The 23,823-nt window shown below is 68.0% G+C and carries 21 protein-coding genes and 1 riboswitch; of the genes, 7 read left to right on the top strand and 14 right to left on the bottom strand.

Annotation, left to right across the window (positions count from 1 at the left end):
- Positions 1 to 76: 76 nt before the first annotated feature.
- Both ligD and G5B31_RS02250 read right to left on the bottom strand, forming a co-directional pair.
- On the bottom strand, positions 77 to 2,599 hold the full coding sequence (gene ligD, locus G5B31_RS02255; RefSeq protein WP_165013351.1) for a DNA ligase D: 2,523 nt from the start codon (positions 2,597 to 2,599) through the stop codon (positions 77 to 79).
- A gap of 3 nt (positions 2,600 to 2,602) precedes the next feature.
- Positions 2,603 to 3,421 (bottom strand): Ku protein, encoded by an 819-nt coding sequence (locus tag G5B31_RS02250; protein WP_165013350.1) that lies wholly within the window; start codon positions 3,419 to 3,421, stop codon positions 2,603 to 2,605.
- 137 nt (positions 3,422 to 3,558) lie between these two features.
- On the opposite strand from G5B31_RS02250, the gene mnmH reads away from it, so the two are divergent.
- From mnmH to nrdF, 6 genes are all read left to right on the top strand, one after another.
- Positions 3,559 to 4,599 (top strand): tRNA 2-selenouridine(34) synthase MnmH, encoded by a 1,041-nt coding sequence (gene mnmH, locus G5B31_RS02245; protein WP_165013349.1) that lies wholly within the window; start codon positions 3,559 to 3,561, stop codon positions 4,597 to 4,599.
- Entirely contained in the window at positions 4,600 to 5,634 is a 1,035-nt protein-coding gene (gene selD / locus G5B31_RS02240; protein WP_165013348.1) for a selenide, water dikinase SelD, read from the top strand.
- A gap of 42 nt (positions 5,635 to 5,676) precedes the next feature.
- A riboswitch (cobalamin riboswitch) is annotated at positions 5,677 to 5,868 on the top strand.
- Between the two features lie 93 nt (positions 5,869 to 5,961).
- The gene (gene nrdH / locus G5B31_RS02235) at positions 5,962 to 6,183 is read left to right on the top strand and encodes a glutaredoxin-like protein NrdH (RefSeq protein ID WP_165013347.1); all 222 of its coding nucleotides are present in this window, start codon (positions 5,962 to 5,964) and stop codon (positions 6,181 to 6,183) included.
- A 5-nt stretch (positions 6,184 to 6,188) separates the two neighbouring features.
- Complete coding sequence (gene nrdI, locus G5B31_RS02230; RefSeq protein ID WP_165013345.1) at positions 6,189 to 6,617, top strand: class Ib ribonucleoside-diphosphate reductase assembly flavoprotein NrdI; 429 nt, start codon at positions 6,189 to 6,191, stop codon at positions 6,615 to 6,617.
- The gene (gene nrdE, locus G5B31_RS02225) at positions 6,602 to 8,725 is read left to right on the top strand and encodes a class 1b ribonucleoside-diphosphate reductase subunit alpha (RefSeq protein ID WP_165013343.1); all 2,124 of its coding nucleotides are present in this window, start codon (positions 6,602 to 6,604) and stop codon (positions 8,723 to 8,725) included. Before nrdI ends, nrdE begins: the two co-directional genes overlap by 16 nt.
- A gap of 64 nt (positions 8,726 to 8,789) precedes the next feature.
- Positions 8,790 to 9,761, top strand: coding sequence for a class 1b ribonucleoside-diphosphate reductase subunit beta (gene nrdF, locus G5B31_RS02220; RefSeq protein ID WP_165013341.1), 972 nt, complete (start codon positions 8,790 to 8,792; stop codon positions 9,759 to 9,761).
- 7 nt (positions 9,762 to 9,768) lie between these two features.
- Here nrdF and G5B31_RS02215 read toward each other — a convergent pair whose 3' ends face one another.
- Positions 9,769 to 10,767 carry an isopenicillin N synthase family oxygenase gene (locus G5B31_RS02215; RefSeq protein ID WP_165013339.1) on the bottom strand — a complete coding sequence of 333 codons (999 nt, stop codon included), beginning with the start codon at positions 10,765 to 10,767 and terminating at the stop codon, positions 9,769 to 9,771.
- A gap of 105 nt (positions 10,768 to 10,872) precedes the next feature.
- Entirely contained in the window at positions 10,873 to 12,429 is a 1,557-nt protein-coding gene (locus tag G5B31_RS02210; protein ID WP_165013337.1) for a trimethylamine methyltransferase family protein, read from the bottom strand.
- A gap of 94 nt (positions 12,430 to 12,523) precedes the next feature.
- On the opposite strand from G5B31_RS02210, the gene G5B31_RS02205 reads away from it, so the two are divergent.
- A complete protein-coding gene (locus tag G5B31_RS02205) occupies positions 12,524 to 13,438 on the top strand; it encodes a LysR substrate-binding domain-containing protein (RefSeq protein WP_165013335.1) in 915 nt (304 codons plus the stop codon).
- A 34-nt stretch (positions 13,439 to 13,472) separates the two neighbouring features.
- On the opposite strand, the gene proX is transcribed toward G5B31_RS02205, so the two are convergent.
- The 10 genes from proX to G5B31_RS02155 form a co-directional block, all read right to left on the bottom strand.
- Complete coding sequence (gene proX / locus G5B31_RS02200; protein ID WP_165013333.1) at positions 13,473 to 14,459, bottom strand: glycine betaine/L-proline ABC transporter substrate-binding protein ProX; 987 nt, start codon at positions 14,457 to 14,459, stop codon at positions 13,473 to 13,475.
- A gap of 52 nt (positions 14,460 to 14,511) precedes the next feature.
- Entirely contained in the window at positions 14,512 to 15,636 is a 1,125-nt protein-coding gene (locus G5B31_RS02195; protein WP_165013332.1) for a mandelate racemase/muconate lactonizing enzyme family protein, read from the bottom strand.
- Positions 15,633 to 16,718, bottom strand: coding sequence for an alcohol dehydrogenase family protein (locus tag G5B31_RS02190; protein ID WP_240904234.1), 1,086 nt, complete (start codon positions 16,716 to 16,718; stop codon positions 15,633 to 15,635). Before G5B31_RS02190 ends, G5B31_RS02195 begins: the two co-directional genes overlap by 4 nt.
- A gap of 89 nt (positions 16,719 to 16,807) precedes the next feature.
- Entirely contained in the window at positions 16,808 to 17,710 is a 903-nt protein-coding gene (locus G5B31_RS02185) for a LysR substrate-binding domain-containing protein (protein WP_165013330.1), read from the bottom strand.
- Positions 17,711 to 17,750: 40 nt separating this feature from the next.
- The gene (locus G5B31_RS02180) at positions 17,751 to 18,590 is read right to left on the bottom strand and encodes a dipeptide ABC transporter ATP-binding protein (RefSeq protein ID WP_165013328.1); all 840 of its coding nucleotides are present in this window, start codon (positions 18,588 to 18,590) and stop codon (positions 17,751 to 17,753) included.
- Complete coding sequence (locus G5B31_RS02175; RefSeq protein WP_165013326.1) at positions 18,587 to 19,426, bottom strand: ABC transporter ATP-binding protein; 840 nt, start codon at positions 19,424 to 19,426, stop codon at positions 18,587 to 18,589. The genes G5B31_RS02180 and G5B31_RS02175 overlap by 4 nt, the downstream gene beginning before the upstream one ends.
- A 3-nt stretch (positions 19,427 to 19,429) precedes the next feature.
- Complete coding sequence (locus tag G5B31_RS02170; protein ID WP_165013324.1) at positions 19,430 to 20,332, bottom strand: ABC transporter permease subunit; 903 nt, start codon at positions 20,330 to 20,332, stop codon at positions 19,430 to 19,432.
- The gene (locus G5B31_RS02165; RefSeq protein ID WP_165013322.1) at positions 20,329 to 21,336 is read right to left on the bottom strand and encodes an ABC transporter permease subunit; all 1,008 of its coding nucleotides are present in this window, start codon (positions 21,334 to 21,336) and stop codon (positions 20,329 to 20,331) included. The genes G5B31_RS02170 and G5B31_RS02165 overlap by 4 nt, the downstream gene beginning before the upstream one ends.
- Before the next feature lie 72 nt (positions 21,337 to 21,408).
- The gene (locus G5B31_RS02160; protein ID WP_165013320.1) at positions 21,409 to 23,007 is read right to left on the bottom strand and encodes an ABC transporter substrate-binding protein; all 1,599 of its coding nucleotides are present in this window, start codon (positions 23,005 to 23,007) and stop codon (positions 21,409 to 21,411) included.
- A gap of 84 nt (positions 23,008 to 23,091) precedes the next feature.
- Complete coding sequence (locus G5B31_RS02155) at positions 23,092 to 23,718, bottom strand: helix-turn-helix domain-containing protein (protein WP_165013318.1); 627 nt, start codon at positions 23,716 to 23,718, stop codon at positions 23,092 to 23,094.
- Positions 23,719 to 23,823: the final 105 nt, after the last annotated feature.

The raw sequence follows: 23,823 nt of genomic DNA, 5'->3' as shown, positions 1-23,823 counted from the left end.
GGGGGGGTGCACCCCCCGGACCCTCCGCAGAGTATTTTCACCAAGATGAAGGCACGGGGTGCAGGGCGAGCCGAAGTCAGCCCTTCCCCGGTTTCAGCGGCGCCGCGGCGGCCCGGAATCCGTCCCAGGGGTCCTTGGCCAGCGCCGCCAGCCGGGCGGTCAGGTTCGGAATCGTGAAATGCGCCGGCCCGATCTCCGGCCCCAGTTCCTCCCACCCCAGCGGGGTGGAGACGGCGGCGCCGGGGCGGGCGCGGGGGCACCAGGCGGACACCGCCGTCGCCCCGCGCTGGTTGCGCAGATAGTCGATCAGGATCCGCCCCTTGCGCTTGGCCTTGGCGATGGTGGCGACGTAAAGGTCGGGGGAATCCGCCGCCATCGCCTCGGCCATTGCCTTGGTGAAGGCCTTCACCTCCGGCCAGCCGGCATGGGGTTTCAGCGGCGCCACCACATGCAGCCCTTTCCCGCCCGAGGTCTTGACGAAGGCCGCCAGCCCCGCATCGGTCAGCCGCTGCCGCACCTCCTGCGCGGCGTCGATCACCCGCTGCCACTCCACCCCCTCGCCGGGGTCGAGGTCCATGGTGATCATGTCCGGCCGCTCCCAGTCGTCCAGCGTCGATCCCCAGGGGTGGATCTCCAGCGCCGCCGACTGCACCAGCGCGATCAGCCCGTCCAGCCCGTCGATGCTGATCAGCGGATCGCCCGGGTCCTTGGGGTCGTCCACCAGCCGGATGGCGGGATTGAGGCCCTTCCAGGCATGTTTCTGGAAGAACCTCTGCCCGTTTATCCCCTCGGGACAGCGCAGCAGCGCCAGCGGACGGTTGACCACGAAGGGCGCGATGCGGCGCCAGACCTCGGTGTAGTAATCCGCCAGCCCCTCCTTGGTGATGCCTTCGTCGGGCCAGTATATGCGGTCGGGATGGGTCAGCTTGATCGCCGGGCGGGCAGGGGCCGGTTTTGCCGCGGCGGGCGCGGCCTCGCGCACGATCTCGGTCGCCGGCTTGTCCTCGCGCAGGCCGCGGAACGAGGCGTGGCGCAGGTGGCCGTCGCCGGTCCAGGCGCGGAATTCGACCTCGGCCACCAGGTCCGGGCGGGTGTAGCGCAGCCCGCGCGCCTGTTCGGCGGTCAGCGGTGCGGCGAAGGGGCTGGTGTCGCTGCGGATGCGGTTCAGGCGCTGGAACAGGTCGCGCGCCACCGCGGCGGTGAAGCCGGTGCCGACGCGGCCGACATGGACCAGCTTGCCATCCTTGAACACGCCGAGCGCCAGCGACCCCACCGCATCGCGCGAGGCGGTGGAGGGCACGTAGCCGCCGATGACGAACTCCTGCCGGGCCGAGCATTTCGACTTGATCCAGGACTTGCCGCGCCCCTCGCCATAGCGGCTGTCGCGCAGCTTGGACACGATGCCTTCCAGGCTGAGCCGGCAGGCATGGCGCAGCACCATCGCGCCGCTTTCGGCGAAATGCCCGCTGTAGCGCAGCGGGCCGCGGGCCTCGGCCAGCAGCCGTTCCAGCATCTCCTTGCGGTCGACCAGAGGCACCGCGCGCAGGTCGTAGCCGTCGAGGTGCAAGAGGTCGAAGCCGTAGAAGGTGAAGCGGTCGCTGCGGCCCTCGCTGAGGTCGGCCTGCAGCGCCGAGAAGTCCGAGGCGCCGCTGTCGGTCTCCACCACCATCTCGCCGTCGATCAGCGCGGTGCCGACGGGCAGGTCGCGCAGGGCGGCGGGCACGGATTTGCCGAAGCGGTCGGTCCAGTCCAGCCCGCTGCGGGTCAAGAGCTTCACCCGCCCGGCCTCGATCCGCGCCTGCAGGCGGTAGCCGTCGAACTTGATCTCGTGCAGCCAGCGCGGGCCGGTGGGGGCGGCCGAGGCAAGGGTGGCCAGCATCGGCGGGACGAAATCGGGCAGCCGGTCCGTCCGCGCGCCCTTCAGCCGGGACGGGTCGGGCGGGGGAAGATCGGTTTCCTCCTCCGGCTCCGGTTTCGGGGCCTTGCGCTTGCGGGCGGGCTTGATAGGCCCCGTCTTCGAGGACCAGCCCGGCGCCTCGCCCGCCACGTCCGGGATGTCGCGCCCGGTCTTCACCGACAGCGGCTGCTCCTCCAGGATGTCCGGCGCGCCCTCGGGCCGCGCCGCCTCGTCGTCCGCCTTGATCAGCAGCCAGTTCTCGCGCTTCTCGCCCGGCCGGCCCTGCATGCGGATCAGGTGCCAGCGGCCGTGCAGCTTTTCCCCCGCAAGCTCGAACTCCAGATGGCCCTTGGCATAGCCCTTGGCGGCATCGCCGATCGGCGACCAGGTGCCGCGGTCCCAGACGATCACCGTGCCGCCGCCGTATTCGCCCTTGGGGATGGTGCCCTCGAAATCGCCATAGGCCAGCGGGTGGTCCTCGACATGGACGGCAAGGCGCTTTTCGCCGGCGACCAGGCTGGGGCCGCGGGTGACGGCCCAACTGCGCAGCACGCCGTCCATCTCCAGCCGGAAATCGTAGTGCAGGCGGCGGGCGGCGTGCTTCTGGATGACGAAGCTGTTGCCGCGCCGGCGGGCCCGGGCGCCCTTCGGCTCCGGCGTGGCGGTGAAGTCGCGCTTCTGGCGGTAGGTCTCCAGCGCCATGGCCTAGCCCGCCTTGCGCCGGGGGGCAGGCTTGCGCGCGGGCTTCTTCTCCAGCTTGGCGCTGTCGCGCAGGGCCTGCATCAGGTCGACCACCGTCTCGCGCTTGGCCTCGCGGCGCGGCGCGATCTTGCGGCCCTCGATCTTGGCGCGGACCAGTTCTTCCAGCGCGGCCTCGTAGCGGTCGTCGAAGCTGGAGGGATCGAAGGCGCCCATCTTGCTCTGGATGATGTGCTGCGCCAGATCCAGCATCTCGCCCTCGATCTTCAGCGCCGGGATGTCCTTGAAGGCGGCCTCGGCCGGGCGGACCTCGTAGTCGAAGTTCAGCGTGGTGGCGACCAGCCCCGGGCCATGGGCGCGGATCAGCACCGTGCGCATCCGCCGGAACAGCACGGTCCGCGCGATGGCCGCCACCTTCGACGCCGCCATCCCTTCGCGGATCAGCGCGAAAGCCTCCTGTCCCAGCCGGTCGGCCGGGGCGAGGTAATAGGGCTTGTCGAAATAGACATCGTCGATCTCGCGGCAGGGCAGGAAGACCTCCACCGCCAGCACCTTGTCGCTTTCCGGCACGACGGCGGCGATCTCCTCGGCCTCCAGCAGGACATACTGGCCTTCGGACAGCTCGTAGCCCTTGACCTGATCCTCGCGGTCGACCGGCTTGCCGGTCTCGGCATCGACGAATTCCCGCCTGACGCGATGGCCCGTCGCCCGGTTGATGGTATGGAAGGCGATCCGCTCCGAGGTCGAGGCGGCGGTGTAAAGCCCGACCGCGCAGGTGACCTCGGCCACCCTCAACGTGCCCTTCCAGTTCGCCCGGGGCGCCATGTCTTCCGCCTTCCGCAGTCCGATGCCACCGGATAACCCGCAATGCGCAGGATCGTTCCGTCGCGACCGGCTGAGACGGGGGTGGGGCCTTGGCGTGACGGCTTCCGGCCGCGGCGGATTTGCTCTAACCCTGCGGCATGGCCCTGACGCTTGCCTCGCTGACCGACCTTGCCGCGCTGCGCTTCGATGACATCATCGACGTGCGGGCGCCGTCGGAATTCGCCGAGGACCACCTGCCCGGCGCCATCAACCTTCCGGTGCTGGACGACGAGGAACGGGCCCGGGTCGGCACGATCTACAAGCAGGTCGCCCCTTTCGCCGCGCGCAAGATCGGTGCGGCGCTGGTTGCCCGCAACGCGGCGCGGCATCTGGAGGGGGCGCTGGCCGACAGGCCCGGCGGCTGGCGGCCGCTGGTCTATTGCTGGCGGGGCGGGCAGCGCTCCGGCTCCTTCGCCACCATCCTGGCGCAGATCGGCTGGCGGGTGGAGACCATCGCCGGCGGCTACAAGGCCTGGCGCGGGCTGGTGCTGCAGCAGCTGGAGGCGGTGCCGAGGCGGCTGACCGTGCTGGACGGCAATACCGGCACGGCGAAGACGGAACTCCTGCACCTGCTGGCGGCACGCGGGGTGCAGGTGATCGACCTGGAAGGGCTGGCCAACCACCGCGGCTCGCTGTTCGGCGGGCGCGGGAGGCAGCCCTCGCAGCGGATGTTCGAGGGGCGGCTGGCGCATCTGCTGGCCGGGCTGGACCCGTCGCGCCCGGTGGTGGTGGAGGCCGAAAGCGCCATGGTCGGCGACTGCCGCCTGCCGCCGGCGCTGTGGAAAGCGCTTTGCGCCGCGCCGCGGATCGAGCTGGAGGCGCCGCTGGAGGAGCGCGCGGCCTACCTCGCCCGCGCCTATGCCGATGTCACCGCCGATCCGGCGCGGCTGGCGGCGACCATCGATCTTCTGCGCCCCTACCACGCCGCCGAGCGGATCGAAGACTGGCAGGCGCTGGCGGCCAGGGGCGATTTCGTGGAACTTGCCGGGCAGCTGGTCGCGGCACATTACGATCCGCGCTACCTGAAGCACCGCTCGCGCAGCGACGTGCCGCGGCGGGTGCTGCACCTTGCAACCCTTGGCCCCGATGGGCTGGCCGCGGCGGCGGACCGGCTGGCCGGGATGATACGGAGCGATTAGATGACCGAACCCCGACTGAGCTCCCTCTCCCATGGCGGCGGCTGCGGCTGCAAGATCGCCCCCGGCGTGCTGGAGAGCATCCTGCGCGCCACCCCGGCGCTGCCGGTGCCGCCCGAACTGCTGGTGGGGACCGAGACCTCGGACGACGCCGCGGTCTATCGGATCAGCGAGACGCAGGCGCTGGTGGCAACGACCGATTTCTTCATGCCCATCGTCGACGATCCCATGGACTTCGGCCGCATCGCCGCGACCAATGCGATCAGCGATGTCTATGCCATGGGCGGCCGGCCGATCCTGGCGCTGGCGCTGGTGGGGATGCCGGTAAAGGTGCTGTCCACCGCCACCATCGGCAAGATCCTGGAAGGCGGGGCCGCCGCCTGCCGCGAGGCCGGCATTCCGGTGGCGGGCGGCCATACCATCGACTCGGTGGAGCCGATCTATGGCCTGGTCGCCCTCGGCCTGGTCGATCCGCGCGACCTGAAGCGCAACTCCGGCGCGCAGCCGGGGGATGTGCTGATCCTCGGCAAGGGGCTGGGGGTCGGCGTCTTCTCGGCGGCGCTCAAGAAGGGGGCGCTGGACGAGGCCGGCTACCGGCTGATGATCGAGACCACCACCGCGCTGAACCGGCCGGGGCCGGAACTGGCGCGGATGCCGGGCGTCCATGCGATGACCGACGTCACCGGCTTCGGCCTTGCCGGCCACGCGCTGGAGATGGCTCGCGGCTCGGGCTGCGCGGTGCGGCTGGACCTGACCTCGGTGCCGGTGCTGCAGGGCGCGCGCGGGCTGGTGCAGGGCGGCTTCGTCACCGGCGCCTCGGCGCGGAACTGGGACAGCTATGGCGCGCAGGTGGAAGGTGTCCTCTCCGACGAGGACCGCGCCCTGCTGACCGATCCGCAGACCAGCGGCGGGCTGCTGGTTTCCTGCGCGGCGGAGGCCGCGGGCGCGGTGCTGGACTGCTTCCGCAGCCACGGCTTCACCCAGGCCGCCGTGATCGGCCGGGTGGAGGCAGCGGAACGCCCGGCGCTGCGGGTCTAGGATTGGCCGCCACAAGATATTGACAAACCCGGGCGCAAAGCCCACCAATGGTGGTGTCATGGTTCCCCCGGGGCGACTCGGGGGTGAAGAGGGAAGCCGGTGCGATGCCGGCGCTGCCCCCGCAACTGTAAGCGGCGAGCGAAACCGGAATGCCACTGGGGCGGGACACCCCGGGAAGGCCGGCGAAGCCGAGACCCGCAAGCCAGGAGACCTGCCAGGACACCGAGACGAAACCGTGCGGCGGGCGCGGCGTCGTGGCTCCGGCAGGTTTTCCCGCCGCGTCCACGCCGCATCCCCGTTGCCAGAACAAGAAATGGGGACAGAGCCTTGAGCATCACCGTCTATTCCAAGCCCGCCTGCGTGCAATGCACCGCCACCACCCGTGCGCTGGACGCCCGCGGCATTTCCTACAGCCTCGTCGACCTGACCGAGGACGCCGCGGCGATGGAACTGGTCACCGGCCTGGGCTACCGGCAGGCCCCGGTGGTGGTGGCGGGCGAGGCGCATTGGGCGGGCTTCCGGCCCGACATGATCGGCCGGCTGGCCTGACGGCGATGCCGGGGCTGGTCTATTATTCATCGGCTTCCGGCAACACCGCACGCCTTGTCGCGCGGCTGGGGCTGCCCGCCCTGCGCATCCCGATCTCGCCCGAGGCCGGGATGCCGCTGCCCGAAGGCCCCTATGTCCTGATCTGCCCGACCTATGCCGACGGCCAGGGCCGCGGCGCGGTGGCGAAGCCGGTGATCCGCTTCCTGAACGATCCCGGCCGCCGCGCCCTGATCCGCGGCGTCATCGCCGGCGGCAACCGCAACTTCGGCCGGCTCTTCGCCAGCGCCGGCGAGGTGATCGCCGCGAAATGCAATGTCCCCCTGCTCTACAAGTTCGAGCTGGCGGGAACCGAGACCGACATCGCCCGCATCCGCGAAGGACTCGCGAAGATGGGGCTGGAAACCTTCCGGGGAGCGCCATGCTTGACGCCGTGAAACCCGCGCTGGACTACCATGCGCTGAACGCGATGCTGAACCTCTACGACGAGGACGGCCGCATCCGCTTCGACGCCGACCGGATGGCGGCGCGGCAGTATTTCCTGCAGCACGTCAACCAGAACACCGTGTTCTTCCACAGCCTTGACGAGAAGCTGGGCTATCTGGTGAACGAGGGCTATTATGAAGCCGCGGTGCTGGACCAGTATTCCCGCAACTTCCAGCGGAAGATCTGGGACGAGGCCTATGCCCGCAAGTTCCGCTTCCCCACCTTCCTGGGCGCCTTCAAGTATTACACCAGCTACACGCTGAAGACCCGCGATGGCGCACGCTATCTGGAGCGCTACGAGGACCGGGTGGTGATGGTCGCCCTGACGCTGGCCCGCGGCGACGAGGCGCTGGCGCTGCGCTTCATGGACGAGATCATCTCCGGCCGCTTCCAGCCCGCCACGCCGACCTTCCTGAACGCCGGGAAACAGTCGCGCGGCGAGCTGATCTCCTGTTTCCTGCTGCGGGTGGAGGACAACATGGAGAGCATCGGCCGCTCCATCAACTCGGCCCTGCAATTGTCGAAGCGCGGCGGCGGCGTGGCCCTGATGCTGACCAACCTGCGCGAGGCCGGGGCCCCGATCAAGGGGATCGAGAACCAGTCCTCGGGCGTCATCCCGGTGATGAAACTGCTGGAGGATTCCTTCAGCTACGCCAACCAGTTGGGCGCAAGGCAGGGGGCGGGGGCGGTCTATCTGAACGCCCACCACCCCGACATCCTGCGTTTCCTGGACACCAAGCGCGAGAACGCCGACGAGAAGATCAGGATCAAGACCCTGAGCCTTGGCGTGGTGATCCCGGACATCACCTTCGACCTGGCGAAGCGGAACGAGGACATGTATCTGTTCTCGCCCCATGATGTGCAGAAGGTCTACGGCCTGCCATTCTCGGAGATTTCCGTCACCGAGAAATACGCCGAGATGGTGGACGACAAGCGGATCAGGAAGAAGAAGATCAACGCGCGGGAGTTCTTCCAGACCCTCGCCGAGATCCAGTTCGAATCCGGCTATCCCTACATCATGTTCGAGGACACGGTGAACCGGGCCAATCCGATCCACGGCCGCATCACCATGTCGAACCTCTGTTCGGAAATCCTGCAAGTGAACGAGGCCAGCACCTACAACGAGGACCTGTCCTATGCCCGGCTGGGCACCGACATCTCCTGCAACCTCGGGTCGCTGAACATCGCCGCCACCATGGACGGCCCGGATTTCGGCGCCACGGTGGAGTGCTCGATCCGGGCGCTGACCGCTGTGTCGGAGATGTCCGCCATCGACGCCGTGCCTTCCATCCGCCGCGGTAATGACGAGGCCCATGCCGTGGGCCTCGGCCAGATGAACCTGCACGGCTTCCTCGCGCGGGAACGCATCCATTACGGCAGCCCGGAAGGGATCGAGTTCACATCGGTGTATTTCGCCGCGGTGGCCTATCACGCGATCCGCGCCTCCTGCCTGCTGGCGCAGGAAAAGGGCAGCACCTTCAAGGACTTCGACAAGTCGACATACGCCGACGGGTCGTTCTTCGACAAATACACAACGCGCGACTGGCTGCCGACCCTGCCCGGTGTGGCGCGGGTGTTCGCGGGGATCGCGCTGCCGACGCGCGAGGACTGGGCGAAGCTGAAGGGGGACGTGATGAAACACGGCCTCTACAACCGCAACCTGCAGGCGGTGCCGCCCACCGGGTCGATCAGCTACATCAACAACTCCACCTCGTCGATCCATCCCATCGTGGCCAAGATCGAGGTGCGGAAGGAGGGCAAGATCGGCCGGGTCTACTACCCCGCCGCCTTCATGACCAACGACAACCTGGACTACTACCGCGACGCCTACGAGATCGGGCCGGAGGCGATCATCGACACCTATGCCGCGGCGACCGAGCACGTCGACCAGGGGCTGAGCCTGACGCTGTTCTTCCCGGCCGAGGCGACGACGCGCGACATCAACCGGGCGCAGATCCACGCCTGGAAGAAGGGGATCAAGACGATCTACTACATCCGCCTGCGCCAGGCCGCGCTGGAAGGGACCGAGGTGCAGGGCTGCGTGTCCTGCACGTTGTGATTGGCGGAAAGCGCCGGGGGTTTCACACCCCCGGACCCCCGTGGGATATTTGAGGACAGATGAAATGAAGGATGCCGTGGTGCGCGCGCCGCTGAAGGCGATCAACTGGAACCGGATGCAGGACGACAAGGACATTGAGGTCTGGAACCGGCTGACCGCGAACTTCTGGCTGCCCGAGAAGGTGCCGCTGTCGAACGACGTGCAAAGCTGGGCGACGCTGCGGCCGGAGGAGCGGGAGCTGACCATCCGGGTCTTCACCGGGCTGACGCTCTTGGACACCGTGCAGAACACCGTCGGCGCGCCCTCGATGCTGCCCGATGCGCAGACCCCGCACGAGGAGGCGGTGCTGACCAACATCGCCTTCATGGAGGCGGTCCATGCCCGCAGCTATTCCTCGATCTTCTCCACCCTCTGCCTGACCAGGGAGGTGGACGAGGCCTTCCGCTGGTCCGAGGAGAACCCGCATCTGCAGGCCAAGGCGCGGACGATCCTGGCCGACTACGCCCCCGGCGCCGACCCGCTGAAGCGCAAGATCGCCAGCGTCTTCCTGGAGTCCTTCCTGTTCTACTCCGGCTTCTACCTGCCGATGTATTGGTCCAGCCGCGCCAGGCTGACCAACACCGCCGACCTGATCCGCCTGATCATCCGCGACGAGGCGGTGCACGGCTATTACATCGGCTACAAATACCAGCGCGCGCTGGAGCGCGAGGGCGAGGCACGGCGGCAGGAACTGAAGGACCATGCCTTCGCGCTGATCTTCGACCTCTACGACATCGAGCAGAAATACACCGAGGAACTGTATGACGGCCTCGGCCTGACCGAGGACGTGAAGGCCTTCCTGCATTACAACGCCAACAAGGCCTTGCAAAACCTCGGCTACGAGGCGCTGTTCCCGCCGGCCGCCTGCGAGGTGAACCCCGCGATCCTGGCCGCGCTGTCGCCCGACAGCGAGAACCACGATTTCTTCTCCGGCAGCGGCTCGTCCTATGTCATCGGCAAGGCGGTGGCGACGGAGGACGAGGACTGGGATTTCTGACCGCGCCTCAGGCCGGCTGCTTCAGATGGGCATAGCTGGCGGCGAAGCGGCCGAACTTGTGCGCGCCGCAGGTGACCGGCTGGTAGCGCTGCGGATTGGCCTCGGTCACGCAGGAGGGCAGCGGCGCGATCACCGCGTCGTAGTCGGCGTCGATGAAGAAGGGGATCGAATAGCGCTCGCGCCCCGAGGTGTTGATAACCCGGTGCATGTTGGCCAGGTAGACATCGTTGGTCAGCTTCTGGATCAGGTCGCCGATGTTGATGACGAAATGGCCGGGGATGGGTGTGCCTTCCACCCAGTCGCCGTCGCGGTTCATCACCTGCAATCCGCCGACGTCGTCCTGCGCCAGGATGGTCAGGTTGCCGTAGTCGGTATGGGCGCCGATGCCGATGATGTCTTCCGACACATGGCCGTTCTGCGGCGGATAATGCAGCAGGCGCTGGATGCTGATCGGGTCCTTCATCAAGGGCTCGAAATGCGTCTCCGGCAGGTCGAGGCTGAGGGCGATGCCGCGCAGCAGCTGCCGGGACAGCGCGACCATCTTCTGGTGGTAGTCGTAGACCAGCCGCTGGAAGTCGGGGAAGCCTTCGGGCCACTGGTTCGGGCCGAAGAACGGGCCTTCCAGCGTGGCACGCTCCGGCCCGATGTCGAAGCATTCCTTCAGGTCGCGGGTCTTGCCGGGATCGGTGTTCTCGCCGAAGGGCTCGATATAGCCGCGCAGCGCCACGTCGGACTTCGACACGTGCAGCGCCATCTTCCGCTCCATCGGCAGGTCGAAGAAGCGGCGGGTGACGGCGAAGACCTCGTCGACGAAGCCGGCCTCGATGCCGTGGTTCTTCACATACATGAAGCCGGCGTTCGACAGCGCCCAGCGGATCTGCCTGGCCACCGCCTGCTTGCCGCTGCCGTCCAGCAGCGGGGCCACGTCGACCACCGGGATGCGGTCGAAACTCTCGCGTTTCGCGCGCAGCTTGTCGTCCAGCCGGGCGACCAGATCCTTGGACATGAGCGGAACTCCTTGTTTGCTTTGAAATGAAGGAAACGGCCGGGGCGGCGGGGGCCGCACCGTCGGGCTGTCGTCTGGGGTCGGAAAGGGCCGGTCAGGCGGCGATCAATACCACATGTCCGGCACCGCGGTCTTGCGGCGGGCCATGAAGTCCTGCAGCGCCTCGTCCACGCCCTCGTCCAGCGGCGGGGCCTCGTATTCGGCCAGCAGCCGCTTCCACCGCGCATTGGCGCGCTGCGCGTAGTCGATCCCGCCCTGTTCGTCCCAGGTCTCCCAGGGCTGGTTGTCGTCCAGCGCGGAATCCCAATAGGCGGTCTCGTAATGCCGCAGCGTGTGCTGGGTCGAGAACAGGTGCTGCCCGGGGCCGAGTTCGTCCAGCGCCTCGAAGGCCAGGGTGTCCTCGTCCACCGCCATGCCGTCGAGATAGGAATGCAGCGCGCCGCACATGTCGGTGTCCATCACCAGCTTCTCGTAGGACATCGACAACAGGCCGTCGAGGAAGCCGGCCGAATGCAGGATGTAGTTCGCCCCGCCCTGCACCGCGGACATCATCGACATCATGCTTTGCTGCATCGCCTGCCCGTCCGGCAGCTTCGAGGTGCTGAAGTTCCCCGCGCAGCGCAGCGGCATGTTCAGCCGCCGCGCCAGCTGGCCCATCACCAGCGAGGCGACGGCGGGTTCCGGCGTGCCGAAGGTGGGCGAGCCGGACTTCAGGCTCATCGAGGAGAAGAAGCTGGCCAGGATCGTCGGCGCCCCCGGCCGCACCAGTTGCGCCAGCGCGCAGGAGGACATGCTTTCCGCCAGCCCCTGCGCCACCATGCCGGCGGTGGTCAGCGGCGCCACCGCGCCTCCCAGCAGGAAGGGCAGGTGGATCGACCCCTGGTTGGCCGCTGCATAGGTGCGGATGCCCGCCGCGGTGACGCCATCCAGCACCAAGGGCGAGGTGGTGTTGAAGTTGCCCATCACCACGCAGTTCTTGTCGGTGAAATCGGCGCCGAACAGGATGCGCGCCATCTCCACGCTGTCGGCCGCCCGCTCCGCCGCGGTGATCGAGCCGAGGAAGGCGCGGTCGGAATAGCGGATGTGGCTGTAAACCATGTCCAAGTGGCGCTTGTTCACCGGCACGTCGGTCGGTTCGCAGACGGTGCCGCCGGAATGGTGCAGCCAAGGCGAGGACTGGGAAAGCTTCACGAAGTTGCGGAAATCCTCGATGGTGCCGTAGCGGCGGCCGCGGTCGAGGTCCATCACGAAGGGGCTGCCGTAGGAGGGGGCGAAGACCACGTTCCTGCCGCCGATCCGCACCGAATTGGCCGGGTTGCGGGCGTGCTGGATGAACTCCGCCGGCGCGGTCTTCAGGATTTCCCGCACCATGCCGGGCGGGAACTTGACCCGCCAGACCTCGGGCGCGGTCGCCGTCACCTCGGCGCCGGCGGCCTTGTAGAGCCGCATCGCCTCGGCATCCTCGCGCAGCTCGATGCCGATCTCGGCCAGGATGCGGTCGGCGGTGGCCTCGATCCGTTCCAGGCTTTCCTCGGACAGAATGTCGTAGGTCGGGATGCCGCGGGTGATATAGGGCCGGTGCACCACGTTGCCCTGTGCCCGCGCCACCCGGCGCTGGTCGCGTCCGCCGCGCTGGCGCTTGCTGGTATCCCCGTCCGGCATGGCTGGCCCCTCTCATAAGCTGGTGCCGAAAATAGACCTTCGGGGCGGGCACTGTAACGCTGGAAAATTCTCATCAGCTTGATAAGCTGGATTTATGGAAAACCTGCGTCAGCTTTTGCCCTCGCTCAACAGCCTCGTGGTGTTCGAGGCGGCGGGGCGGCTGGCCAGTTTCAGCGCCGCCGCGCGCGAGTTGCGGATGACGCAGGCCGCGGTCTCCTACGCCATCGCCCGGCTGGAGGATCAGCTGGGCACGGCGCTGTTCCTGCGGGAATACCGCCGGGTGCGGCTGTCCGAGGCGGGGCAGCGCTTCCATGCCGATGTGTCGATCGGCCTGCAGCACATCCAGCGCTCGGCGCAGGGGCTGCGGGCGGTGGCGGCGGGCAGCCATGTCACGCTGGCCTGCTCCACCGCCTTCGCCGCCTTCTGGATGGTGCCGCGGATGGAGCGCTTCCGCGCCGACCTGCCGGAGGTGGACCTGCGCATCCAGACCTCGGACCGCGACATGGATCTGGTGGGCGAGGGCATCCCGCTGGGCATCCGCGGCGGCGTCCCCGCCGACTGGCCGCAATACCACGCCGAGGCGCTGGCGCCGGAACAGATCTATCCGGTCTGCGCCCAGTCCTATTTGGCGCGCCACCCCCGCCCGGAGGCGGCCGAGGACCTGCTGGCCCATCCGCTGATCCATCTGGAAGAGCCGTTCCGGTCGGCCACCACCTGGCGGGACTGGTTCGCCTCCTGCGGGATCGAGCCGCGGCGGGTGCCGAAGGGGTTGCAGATCAACGATTATGTGCTGGTGGTGCAATCGGTGATCGAGGGGCAGGGCATCGCGCTCGGCTGGCGGCACCTGACCGAGGGGCTGGTGGCCAAGGGCGTGCTCGTCCGGCTGACCGGGCACATGCTGGCCACCGGCAAGGATTTCCACGTCATCTGGCCGAAGCAGGCGCCGCTGTCGCGCCCGGCGCAGGAGGTGCGGGACTGGCTGCTGGCGCAACGCCTGGGCCAGCCCTGAGCGGAGGGGCCGCCAAGGCCCCTCCGCCGGCCGGTCACTCGGCCGCCTTGCGGGCCTCGGCCAGCCAGCCGTCGTATTCGGCCTGATGCGCGGCGATCCAGTCCTCGACATGCTTGTCGATGTCGGCCGAGCTGTCCTCGCCGTCCGCGATCAGCTTGTTCTCGGCGGAAACGTCGTTGATATCGACCTTCGCCACCTCGAACAGCTTCGCTGCGGCCGGGTTGGCGGCAAGGAAGTCGTTGCGGGCGACGATGCGGATGCTGTCCACCGCGAAGCCAAGGGTCTTGCCGTCATATTCGGTCACCCCGCTGGCTCCGTCGGGCAGCGAGGCATAGGGCACCGCCAGCCATTCCACGTCCTTGCCCGGCACCAGCGCGCCCGACACCCAGTAGGGCGTCCAGGTGTAGTAGAGGATCGGCTGGCCGTTCTGGAACCGGGCGATGGTGTCGGCGATGATGGCGTTGTATTCGCCCTGGTTGTGGTTGACGGTGTCGCGCAGCCCGTATTCGGTCAGGTGGTGCTCGATCACCCGCTCGCAGCCCCAGCCCGGCACGCAGCCGGCCAGATCGGCCTTGCCGTCGCCGTCGGTGTCGAAGCGTGCCGCCTTGGCCGGGTCCTTCAGGTCGCCCAGGTTGGTGAAGCCGGCCTCATAGCTGGCCTTGTCGACCAGATAGCCCTGCAGCGCGCCCTCGATCAGCGTGCCGACCTTGGTCACCACGGCATCGCCGCCGGCCTCTGCCACGAAGGGGGCGTGCAGCACGTCCCAGCTGGAGGGGAAGAAATCGGCGTCCCCCGTCCCCACCGCCAGATGGGCGGTCTGGGCCAGCACCTCCTGCGGATCGGCGACGGTATAGCCGAGATCGGTCAGCGCGCGGAACAGGATGCGGCTCTGGAACATCTCTTCCAGGAGCGGCTGGATCGCCGGGCGGACGGTGACGCCCTCGCCTGGCCGGTCCTGCGCCAGCGCGGGCATCGCCGCCAGCAGGGTTGCGAAGGCGGTCGAAAGAACAAGCTGTCTCATCGGTCTGTCTCCATGTCGGGTGGGTTATGGCGCCTTCTGGCGCTCTTGGTGTTCAGGCGGTCCAGCGGGCGACGGGATCGCCCAGGACCTCGCGGCGGACGGTCAGGCCCAGGCCGGGGGCCATCGGCGCCAGCACGCCGCCGTCCTGCACCGGCGCGTCGAAGTCGGCCGTCACCAGCGTGACCATGTCGCGGCAGTCGAGGATGCAGCGCAGGTTACGCTCCGGCACGGTGGCGCCCAGATGGACGATGCCGGCGAAGGCGATGGCCGATCCCACGGTGTCCTGCACCGAGACGGTCAGCCCGGCGGCGCGGCAGATGTCGCGGTGGCGGCGGCCGCGGGTCAGGCCTCCGGCCTTGGAGATCTTCAGCCCGATGCCGTCGGCGATGTCCTCGGCGAGGATGCGGGCGATGTCGCCATCCAGTTCGGCCAGTTCGTCCATGATGATCGGCACCGGGCAGCGCCTGCGCAGGGAGGCGGTCTCGCGCCAGCTGGCGCAGGGCGCCTCCAGCACGAAGTCCAGCCCCGGCGGCAGCAGGCGCAGCATCCGCAGCGCGGTCTCCGGCAGCATCCCGCCGTTGGCGTCGACCAGGAAGAACTCGCCGGGGCGGCGGTCGGCCAGGCAGGCGGCGATACGCTCGGCGTCCAGCGCCGGGCCGCCCTCGCTGTCCAGCGCCCCGATCTTGATCGAATGACCGCGATAGCCGCGTTGCCGGTGGCTGGCGACCCGGGCGCGCATCTCCTCCGGCGGGCCGGCGTAGATCGACGAGATCGTCGGCATCCGGAATCCGGTCGCCCCGCCCAGCAATTCGCAGACCGGCATCCCCACCGACTTGCCGAAGGCGTCCCAGCAGGCGATGTCCAGCGCGGTCTTGGCGTGGTGGTGGCCGACCAGCGCCTCATCCATCGCGTCGTTGATCCGGTCCACCTGCCGCGGGTCGCGGCCGAGGAGATGCGGCGCGATCTCCTCGATCCCGGCGCGGGTGCCGCGGGCGTGCGCGGCGATGTAGGTCGATCCGAAGGGCGTGCTCTCGCCCCAGCCCTCGATGCCGGTATCGGTCTCGATCCGCACGATCGAGGCCTCGAAGCCGCGGTATTCGCGGCCCCCGGACAGCAGGTAGACCCCGCCGGAATAGGGCAGCTCCACCTGGTAAAGTTCGATGGCGGCGATCTTCATGCTGTCACCGGCGGCGGGATCAGCACCAGCTTGCCGGTGTGCTTCTTCGACAGGAAATCGGCCTGCGCCTGCGCGATCTCGGCCAGCGGGTAGGTGCGGGCGACCACGGGGCGGATCTCGCCCGCCTCGATGTAGCGGATCAGGTTCTCGAACACCGCGTCCTCCTGGAAGGTGCAGCCGTAAAGCGTCAGGTCCTTCAGGTAGAGCCGGCGCAGGTCCAGCTCGCAGATCGGCCCGGCGATGGCCCCGGCGCAGGCATAGCGCCCGCCGGTGCGCAGCACGTCCAAGAGCGCCGGCCAGCCCGGGCCGCCCACCATGTCGATCACTACGTCCACCGAGTTGCGGCCGAGCGCGGCGACCAGATCGGCACCGCGGTCCAGGGTGCGGTCGGCGCCGAGCGCCTTCACCTCTTCCGCCTTCGAGGCGGCGCAGAGGGCGATCACCTCCGCCTCCCGCCGCTTCGCCAGCTGCACCGCGGCCGAGCCGACGCCGCCCGAGGCGCCGGTGACCAGCACCCGTTCGGCCCCGACCCCCGCCCGGTGCAGCATGTTTTCCGCCGTCGAATAGGCGCAGGGAATTGAGGCCAGTTCCGCATCGGTCCAGTCGCAGTCCACCGCGTAGACCTCGGCCGAGGGCGCCACGGTGAACTGGGCGAAGCCGCCGTCGATCTCGCTGCCGTAGGTCCAGCATTCGTAGGGCCGCCAGCCGACGTAGCTGCGCAGCATGTTGCGCACCAGCACCCGCTGGCCGATCCGCCCCGCATCCACCCCTTCGCCGACGGCGACGACATGGCCGCAGGCATCGGCGCCCTGGATGCGAGGGAACTGCAGCGGCACGCCGGACCAGGAGGCATCCTCCTGATCTACCTGCGCGGTGTCGGCGGCCTCGGTCGCCACTTCCACCTTCCGGGAATACCAGCCGATGCGGGTGTTGATGTCGGTGTTGTTCACCGCCGAGGCGGCGACGCGGATCAGCACTTCGCCCGCTTTCGGCTGCGGCACCGGCACGTCGGTCCGGTAGTCCAGCTTTTCCGGCCCGCCATGGCTGGTCAGCAGCACGGCGGTCATCGTCTTCGGTATCATCGGCCTTCTCGATCCTGTCTGGAGACCCGGACAGATGAGGCGGCGGGCGCCCCCCGATCAAGCGAGGAAGATGCCGGGCAGAGTTGAGTTCAGCTCAACTCCCCTTGCGACAGCAGCCAGTCGCGGAACACCACTGCCTCGGGGCTGAGCGGGCGGCGGTCGCTCCATGTCACATGGATGGCGAAGGGGTCGGCGATCTCGGCCGCGGTGACCTGCCGCAGCTCTCCCCTGGCCAGCAGCGGCCCGACCGAGCTGGTCCAGCCGAGGGCCACGCCCTGCCCGTCGCGGGCGGCCTGCAAGGCGATGACATAGCTGTTGAAGCGCCGCAGGTTCAGCCGCCGGAACGGCGTGCCGCTGGCCCGCATGAAATCCGCCCAGGTCATCCAGGGCCAGTCCGCACCCTCGACCGACAGGAGCGGCGCCTCGGCCAGTTCGGCCAGGGTGGCGACGGGATTGGCCTCCAGGAAGGCGGGGCTGGCCACCGCCAGCACCCTTTCGTCCTGGATCTTCATCGCCTGCTCGCCCGGCCAGTTGCCGTCGCCGTAGCGCAGCCGCAGGTCGATGTCGGGCCGCCCGGCGTCCAGCCGCCGTTCCGAGATGACGTGTTCCACCACGATGTCCTGATGCGCCATCCAGAAGGCCCCCAGCCGCGGCATCAGCCAAAGCTGCATCGTTGCCATGGTGGACAGGATCGAGACATGCGCCCGCTCGCCCGATTCGCGCACCTGTTGCAGGGTGGCGGCGATCCTGCCGAAGCTGTCGGACAGGCTGGCCGCCACCGCCGCGCCCTCGGCGGTCAGCGAGACGCCGGTGGAGTGACGGCGGATCAGGCTGCGGCCGAGGTCGGCCTCCAGCGCGCGGACCTGCTTCGACACCGCGCCGGGGGTGACGTTCAGCTCCTCGGCGGCGCGGGTCACGTTCAGGCGGCGCGACACCGCCTCGAACGCGGCCAGCGCGCTGAGCGAGGGCAGGTTGTAATGCCGCTTGACCATGGCGGCATGGTAGCAGCGGCGGCCGCCGGGGGAAGGCCCCTCAGGCCAGCGCCCGCGCCGCCTTGCGCCGTTGCACCCGGGCGCGGATCGCCTCGACATCCGTCACCGGGGTCGCGGCGAACAGCTGCCGGGTATAGGGGTGCTGCGGATCGGCGAACAGCGCCTCGCGCGACCCCTGCTCCACCGCCTCGCCCTTCGAGATCACCATCACCTCGTCGGCGATGTAGCGCACCACCGACAGGTCGTGGCTGACGAAGACGTAGGTGAGGCCGAATTCGTCCTGCAAGTCGGCCAGCAGGTTCAGCACCTGCGCCTGCACCGACAGGTCCAGCGCCGAGACCGGCTCGTCCAGCACCAGAAGCGAGGGGTTCAGCATCAGCGCCCGCGCGATGGCGATCCGCTGCCGCTGCCCGCCCGAGAACATGTGCGGGTAGCGGTTGAAATGCTCGGGCTGCAGGCCGACTTTGGCCAGCATCGCCTCGGCCCGCTCGCGCCGTTCCGCCGCGGGGACCTTGGTGTTGATCACCAGCGGCTCCATCAGCACGTCGCCGACCTTCTGGCGCGGGTTCAGGCTGCCATAGGGGTTCTGGAACACCATCTGCACCTTGGACCGCATCTCCGGCCCCGGGCGCTGGCGGCGGATGTCCACCGGCTTGCCCTCGATCAGCAATTCGCCGCCCGAGGGCGCGTCGATCAGCGCGATCACCCGCGCCAGCGTCGACTTGCCCGAGCCGCTTTCGCCGACGATGGCCAGGGTCTTGCCCTTCTCGACCTTGAAGCTGACGCCCTTCAGCGCGCGGACGGTCTTGGCCCGGGCGAACATGCCGCCGGGGACGTGGTAGTCCTGCACGATGGCGCGGCCTTCGACGACGGGGCTCATCGCGCAGCCTCCTGCTGGAAGAAGTCCGAGACGGTGGGCAGCCGGTCGCCGGTGGCGTTCTCCGGCAGCGCCGACAGCAGCGCGCGGGTATAGGGATGCTTCGGCGCCTCGAACAGGCTCAGCACATCGGCCTCTTCCATCTTCTTGCCCTTGTATTGCACCACCACCCGGTCGGCGGTTTCTGCCACCACGCCCATGTCGTGGGTGATCAGGATCAGCGCCATGCCGTAATCCTCCTGCAGCTTCATCAGAAGGTCGAGGATCTGCTTCTGGATCGTCACGTCCAGCGCCGTGGTCGGCTCGTCCGCGATCAGGAGCCGAGGGTTGGAGGCGATGGCGATGGCGATCATCACCCGCTGGCATTGCCCGCCCGACATCTGGTGCGGGTAGGCGTTCAGCTTCTCTTCCGGCTCCGGGATGCCGACGGCGCGGAACAGCTCCAGCGCGCGGGCGCGGGCCTGCGCCCGGGACATGCCCAGGTTCAGCCGCAGCACCTCCTCGATCTGGAAGCCGGTGGTGAAGCTGGGGTTCAGCGAGGCCACGGGTTCCTGGAAGATCATGGTGATCTCGCGCCCGATCAGCTTGCGGCGCTGCCAGGGGGCCAGGTTCGAGATGTCCTGCCCGTCATAGGTCATCTCGTCGGCGGTGATGGTGGCGGTGTCGGGCAAAAGGCCCATCACCGCCAGCATCGACACGGATTTGCCCGAGCCGGATTCGCCGACGATGGCCAGCACCTCGCCCTTGTCGACCGACACGTCGATGCCGTCCACGGCGGTGAAGCTGCCGGTGGCGGTGGCGAAGCGCACCGTCAGATTGCGGATGTTCAGAAGCGCCATCGGTCAGCTCCGCTTCAGCTTGGGGTCGAGCGCGTCGCGCAGGCCGTCGCCCATCAGGTTGATCGCCAGCACCGAGATCAGGATGGCGAGGCCGGGGAAGGTGACGACCCACCAGGCCCGCAGGATGAACTCGCGCGCCTCGGCCAGCATGGTGCCCCATTCCGGCGCCGGCGGCTGCGCCCCCATGCCGAGGAAGCCGAGCGCGGCGGCGTCCAGCACGGCGGAGGAGAAGGAGAGCGTCGCCTGCACGATCAGCGGGGCCAGGCAGTTGGGCAGGATGGTCCTGAACATCAGCCGCAGGTTGCCGGCGCCGGCCACCCGGGCGGCGGTGACGTATTCGCGCTTCATCTCGGACATCACCGCGGCGCGGGTCAGCCGGGCGAAGTGGGGCTGGTAGACGATGGCGATGGCGATCATCGCATTGGTCAGCCCGGGGCCAAGGACGGCCACCAGCACCAGCGCCAGCAGCAGGGACGGAAACGCCAGGATCACGTCCATCACCCGCATGATCACGGTGTCCACCCAGCCGCCGAAGAACCCGGCGATCAGGCCGATGACGATTCCGCCGACCAGCGCGATGGAGACGACGACGATGCCGATGAACAGCGAATACTGCGCGCCGAAGATCAGCCGCGACAGCATGTCCCGCCCCACCGCATCGGTGCCGAGGATGAAGCCCGCGCGGCCTCCGTCCTCCCAGACCGGCGGCACCAGCAGGGCGTCGCGGTATTGCATCGTCGGGTCGTGCGGCGCCAGCAGCGAGGCGCAGACCGCGACCAGCACCAGCAGCAGGAAGACCACCAGCCCGAGCACGGCGCCGCGGTTCTGGCTGAAGTAGAACCAGAACTCGGCCAGCATCCGGCGGCGGATGGCGGCGTCCGAAAGTTTCACGGTTGCGTCGCTCATTTGTTGCGGATCCTCGGGTTGATCAGGCCGTAGGTCAGGTCCACCAGCAGGTTCACCAGCATGACGAGGCCGGCGATCAGCAGGAGGCCGGACTGCACCACCGGATAGTCGCGGCGGCTGATCGAATCGATCATCCACTTGCCGATGCCGGGCCAGGAGAAGATGGTCTCGGTCAGGATCGCCCCCGCCATCAGCACGCCGATCTGCAGGCCGATGGTGGTGATCACCGGGATCATCGCGTTCCTCAGCGCATGGATGCCGATCACGCGGCTGGCCGGCATCCCCTTGGCGCGGGCGGTGCGGACGTAATCCTCGCCCATCACCTCCAGCATGGCCGAGCGGGTCTGCCGGGCGATCACCGCCAAGGGGATCGTCGCCAGCACGACCGAGGGTAGGATCAGGTGGCTGATCGCCGAGCGGAAGGCGCCCGACTGGCCGGAGATCAGGCTGTCGATCAGCATGAAGCCGGTCACGTCGGGGAAGAAATACATCAGGCTGATCCGGCCCGACACCGGCGTCCAGCCCAGGATGCCGGAGAAGAAGATGATCAGCAGCAGACCCCACCAGAAGATCGGCATCGAGAAGCCGACAAGGGCGGTGGTCATCGAGACCTGGTCGAACCAGCTGCCGCGCTTGATCGCGGCCAGCACGCCCACCGGCACGCCGATCACCGTGGCGATGATGATGGCGCAGAGGCCGAGTTCCACCGTCGCCGGGAACAGGGCCAGGAATTCGGTCAGCACCGGCTTCTTCGTCACCAGCGAATTGCCGAGGTCGCCCTGCAGCAGCCGGCCGAGGAAATCGAAATATTGCAGCACCACATGCTTGTCATAGCCCAGCTGGGCCGTCAGCTCGGCATGGCGCTCGGGCGTGACGCCGCGTTCGCCCGCCATCAGCAGCACCGGGTCGCCGGGCAGGATGCGCACGAAGCTGAAGGCGATGATGGTGATGCCGAGGAAGGTCGGCACCAGATAGAGCAACTTGGATAGGATGAACCGGACCATGGACCTGTCCCTTGAAAGACGCGCGGGGGACCAGCCCCCGCGCGCCCGGTTTCATTCGATAGGATGCCCCGGTTACTCGGCGATATCCACGGTCTCGAAGGTGAAGTCGCCCAAGGGGCTCATCACGAAGCCCGAGACCTTGGCCGACATCGGCACGTATTGGGTCGAGTGGGCGATGGTGAACCAGGGCGCCTGGTCCTTGAAGATCACCTGCGCCTGTTCGTAAAGCGCGGTGCGCTCGGCCGGGTCGGCGGTGACCTTGGCGTCCTTCAGCAGCTTCGAGAATTCCTCGTTGCACCAGAAGGCGCGGTTCGCCCCGCCCTCGCCGGCGGAGTCGCAGGACAGCAGCACCGACAGGAAGTTGTCGGGGTCGCCGTTGTCGCCGGTCCAGCCCAGGATCACCGCGCCGTCACGGCCCGGCTCCATCGACTTGGACAGGTATTCGCCCCATTCGTAGCTGACGATCTCGACCGAGACGCCGATCTTCGACAGGTCTTCCTGCATCAGCTCGGCGGTGCGGCGGGCGTTCGGCATGTAGGGACGCTGAACCGGCATCGCCCAGATCTTCATCGACAGATCGGTGACGCCTTCCTCTTCCAGCATCTTCTTGGCCGCTTCCGGATCGTAGGGATCGTCCTGGATCGCGTCGTTGTAGGACCACATGGTCGGCGGGATCGGGTTCTTCGCCGGCTCGGCCGCGCCTTGGAACACCGCGTCGACGATGGCCTGCTTGTTGATGGCCATGTTCAGCGCCTTGCGGACCTTCGGATTGTCGAAGGGCGCCATGGTGGTGTTGTAGGCCAGGTAGCCGACGTTCAGGCCCGCCTGTTCATCCAGCTTCAGGTTGGAATCGGCCTTGATCGCCTCGATGTCGGCCGGTGCCGGATAGGGCATCAGGTGGCATTCGCCGGCCTTCAGCTTCTGCAGCCGCACCGCGGCATCGGGGGTGATGGCGAAGACCAGGTCGTCGATCAGCGGCGCCGGGCCCCAGTAGTCGGGGTTCTTCTGGTAGCGGATCACCGCATCCTTCTGATAGGCGACGAACTTGAACGGGCCGGTGCCGATGGGCGCGTTGTTCAGGTCCTCCTTGGTGCCGGCGGCGTCCAGCGTATCGGCATATTCCTTCGACACGATCGAGGCGAAGGGCATGGCGATGTTGGCCAGGAACGGCGCTTCCGGCGTGTTCAGGGTGAACTTGACGGTGTAGTCGTCCACCTTCTCGATCGACTTGATCAGCTCGGGCATCGCCATCGAGGTATAGTATTCGTAGGTGATCCCGGCGATATACTGGTGCCAGGGATGGTCGGCCTTGCCCTGACGCTCGAACGAGAAGATCACGTCGTCGGCGTTGAACTCGCGCGACGGGGTGAACTTGTCGCTGGAATGCCACTTCACGCCCTTGCGCAGGTGGAAGGTGTATTCCAGCCCGTCCTCGGACACTTCCCAGCTTTCGGCCAGGCCCGGCTCGACCTCGGTCGTGCCTTTCTTGAACTCGGTCAGGCGGTTGTAGACCGGGTGGGCCGAGGCGTCGAAGGTGCCGCCCGCGGTATAGGGCGAGGGGTCGAAGCCTTCGGGCGAGGCTTCCGAGCAATAGACGAAGGTCTTGGCCTCCGCCACCTGGGCCGCCAGCGCCATGGTCAGCGCCGAGGCAAGAACGGGAAGATGTTTCATCTGCACTCTCTCCTTATTGGATCGTTGGTGTTCGCCTGCCGTTGATCCGGCATGTGCATCGGTGCGCCCTTTGTGGCGCGAATTTCATCGCTCGTCAGCCGATTCCCTTACGGCAACCGCGCCCCGCAACATGTAGTCCGACACGGTGGCCCCGTGCAGCATCTTGCCGGTCCACAAAAGCCGCGCCGGGCCGGGGCCGGGATTCGACCAGGAATGCGGGTGCTGGCCCAGGTAATGCATACTGTCCCCCGCCCGCAGCAGGAACTCCTGCCCGCCGACGACCTGCAGCACCTCGCCCTCCAGCACGAAGATCAGCTCCTCGCCGGAATGCTGCACGGTTTCCGAGCGGTAGCCCGGCGGCATGTTCAGGATGAACGAGGTCAGTTCGTGCCCCGGGAATTCCGCGCCGATCTGTTCGTAGACGATCGAGGTGCCGGCCAGCGAGAAGCCGGGCCGCTGGCCGGCGCGGGTCACGCTGTCGGCCTGCCGGGGCGTGGCGATGAAATGGTCGATGGGCACGTCCAGCGCCGCGGCGATCTCGGCCAGGGTGCCCAGGGTGGGGACGGCGTTGTCGCGTTCGACCTGGCTCAGGTAGCCCGCCGAGACGCCGCAGATGCCGCCCAGTTCCTGCAGGGTCAGGCCCATGGCCTGCCTGCGCCGGCGCACCCGCGTGCCAAGGGCGACCGGGACGTTCGTAGCCTTCCGAGCCATGTTCCCCCGTGGCAGGCAGAGCAGCAGATCGGGGGCAGGTTGATCCCAAAGATTTTGCGGATGCAACAACAATTATCGCAGCACTAAAAATTTTTGTGATCCGGT

This window comes from Rhodobacter sp. SGA-6-6 (assembly GCF_011043545.1).
Taxonomy (GTDB): Bacteria; Pseudomonadota; Alphaproteobacteria; order Rhodobacterales; family Rhodobacteraceae; genus Pseudogemmobacter.
The sequence above is the reverse complement of the archived record's forward strand: the minus strand, read 5'-3'. Positions and strand labels throughout refer to the sequence as shown.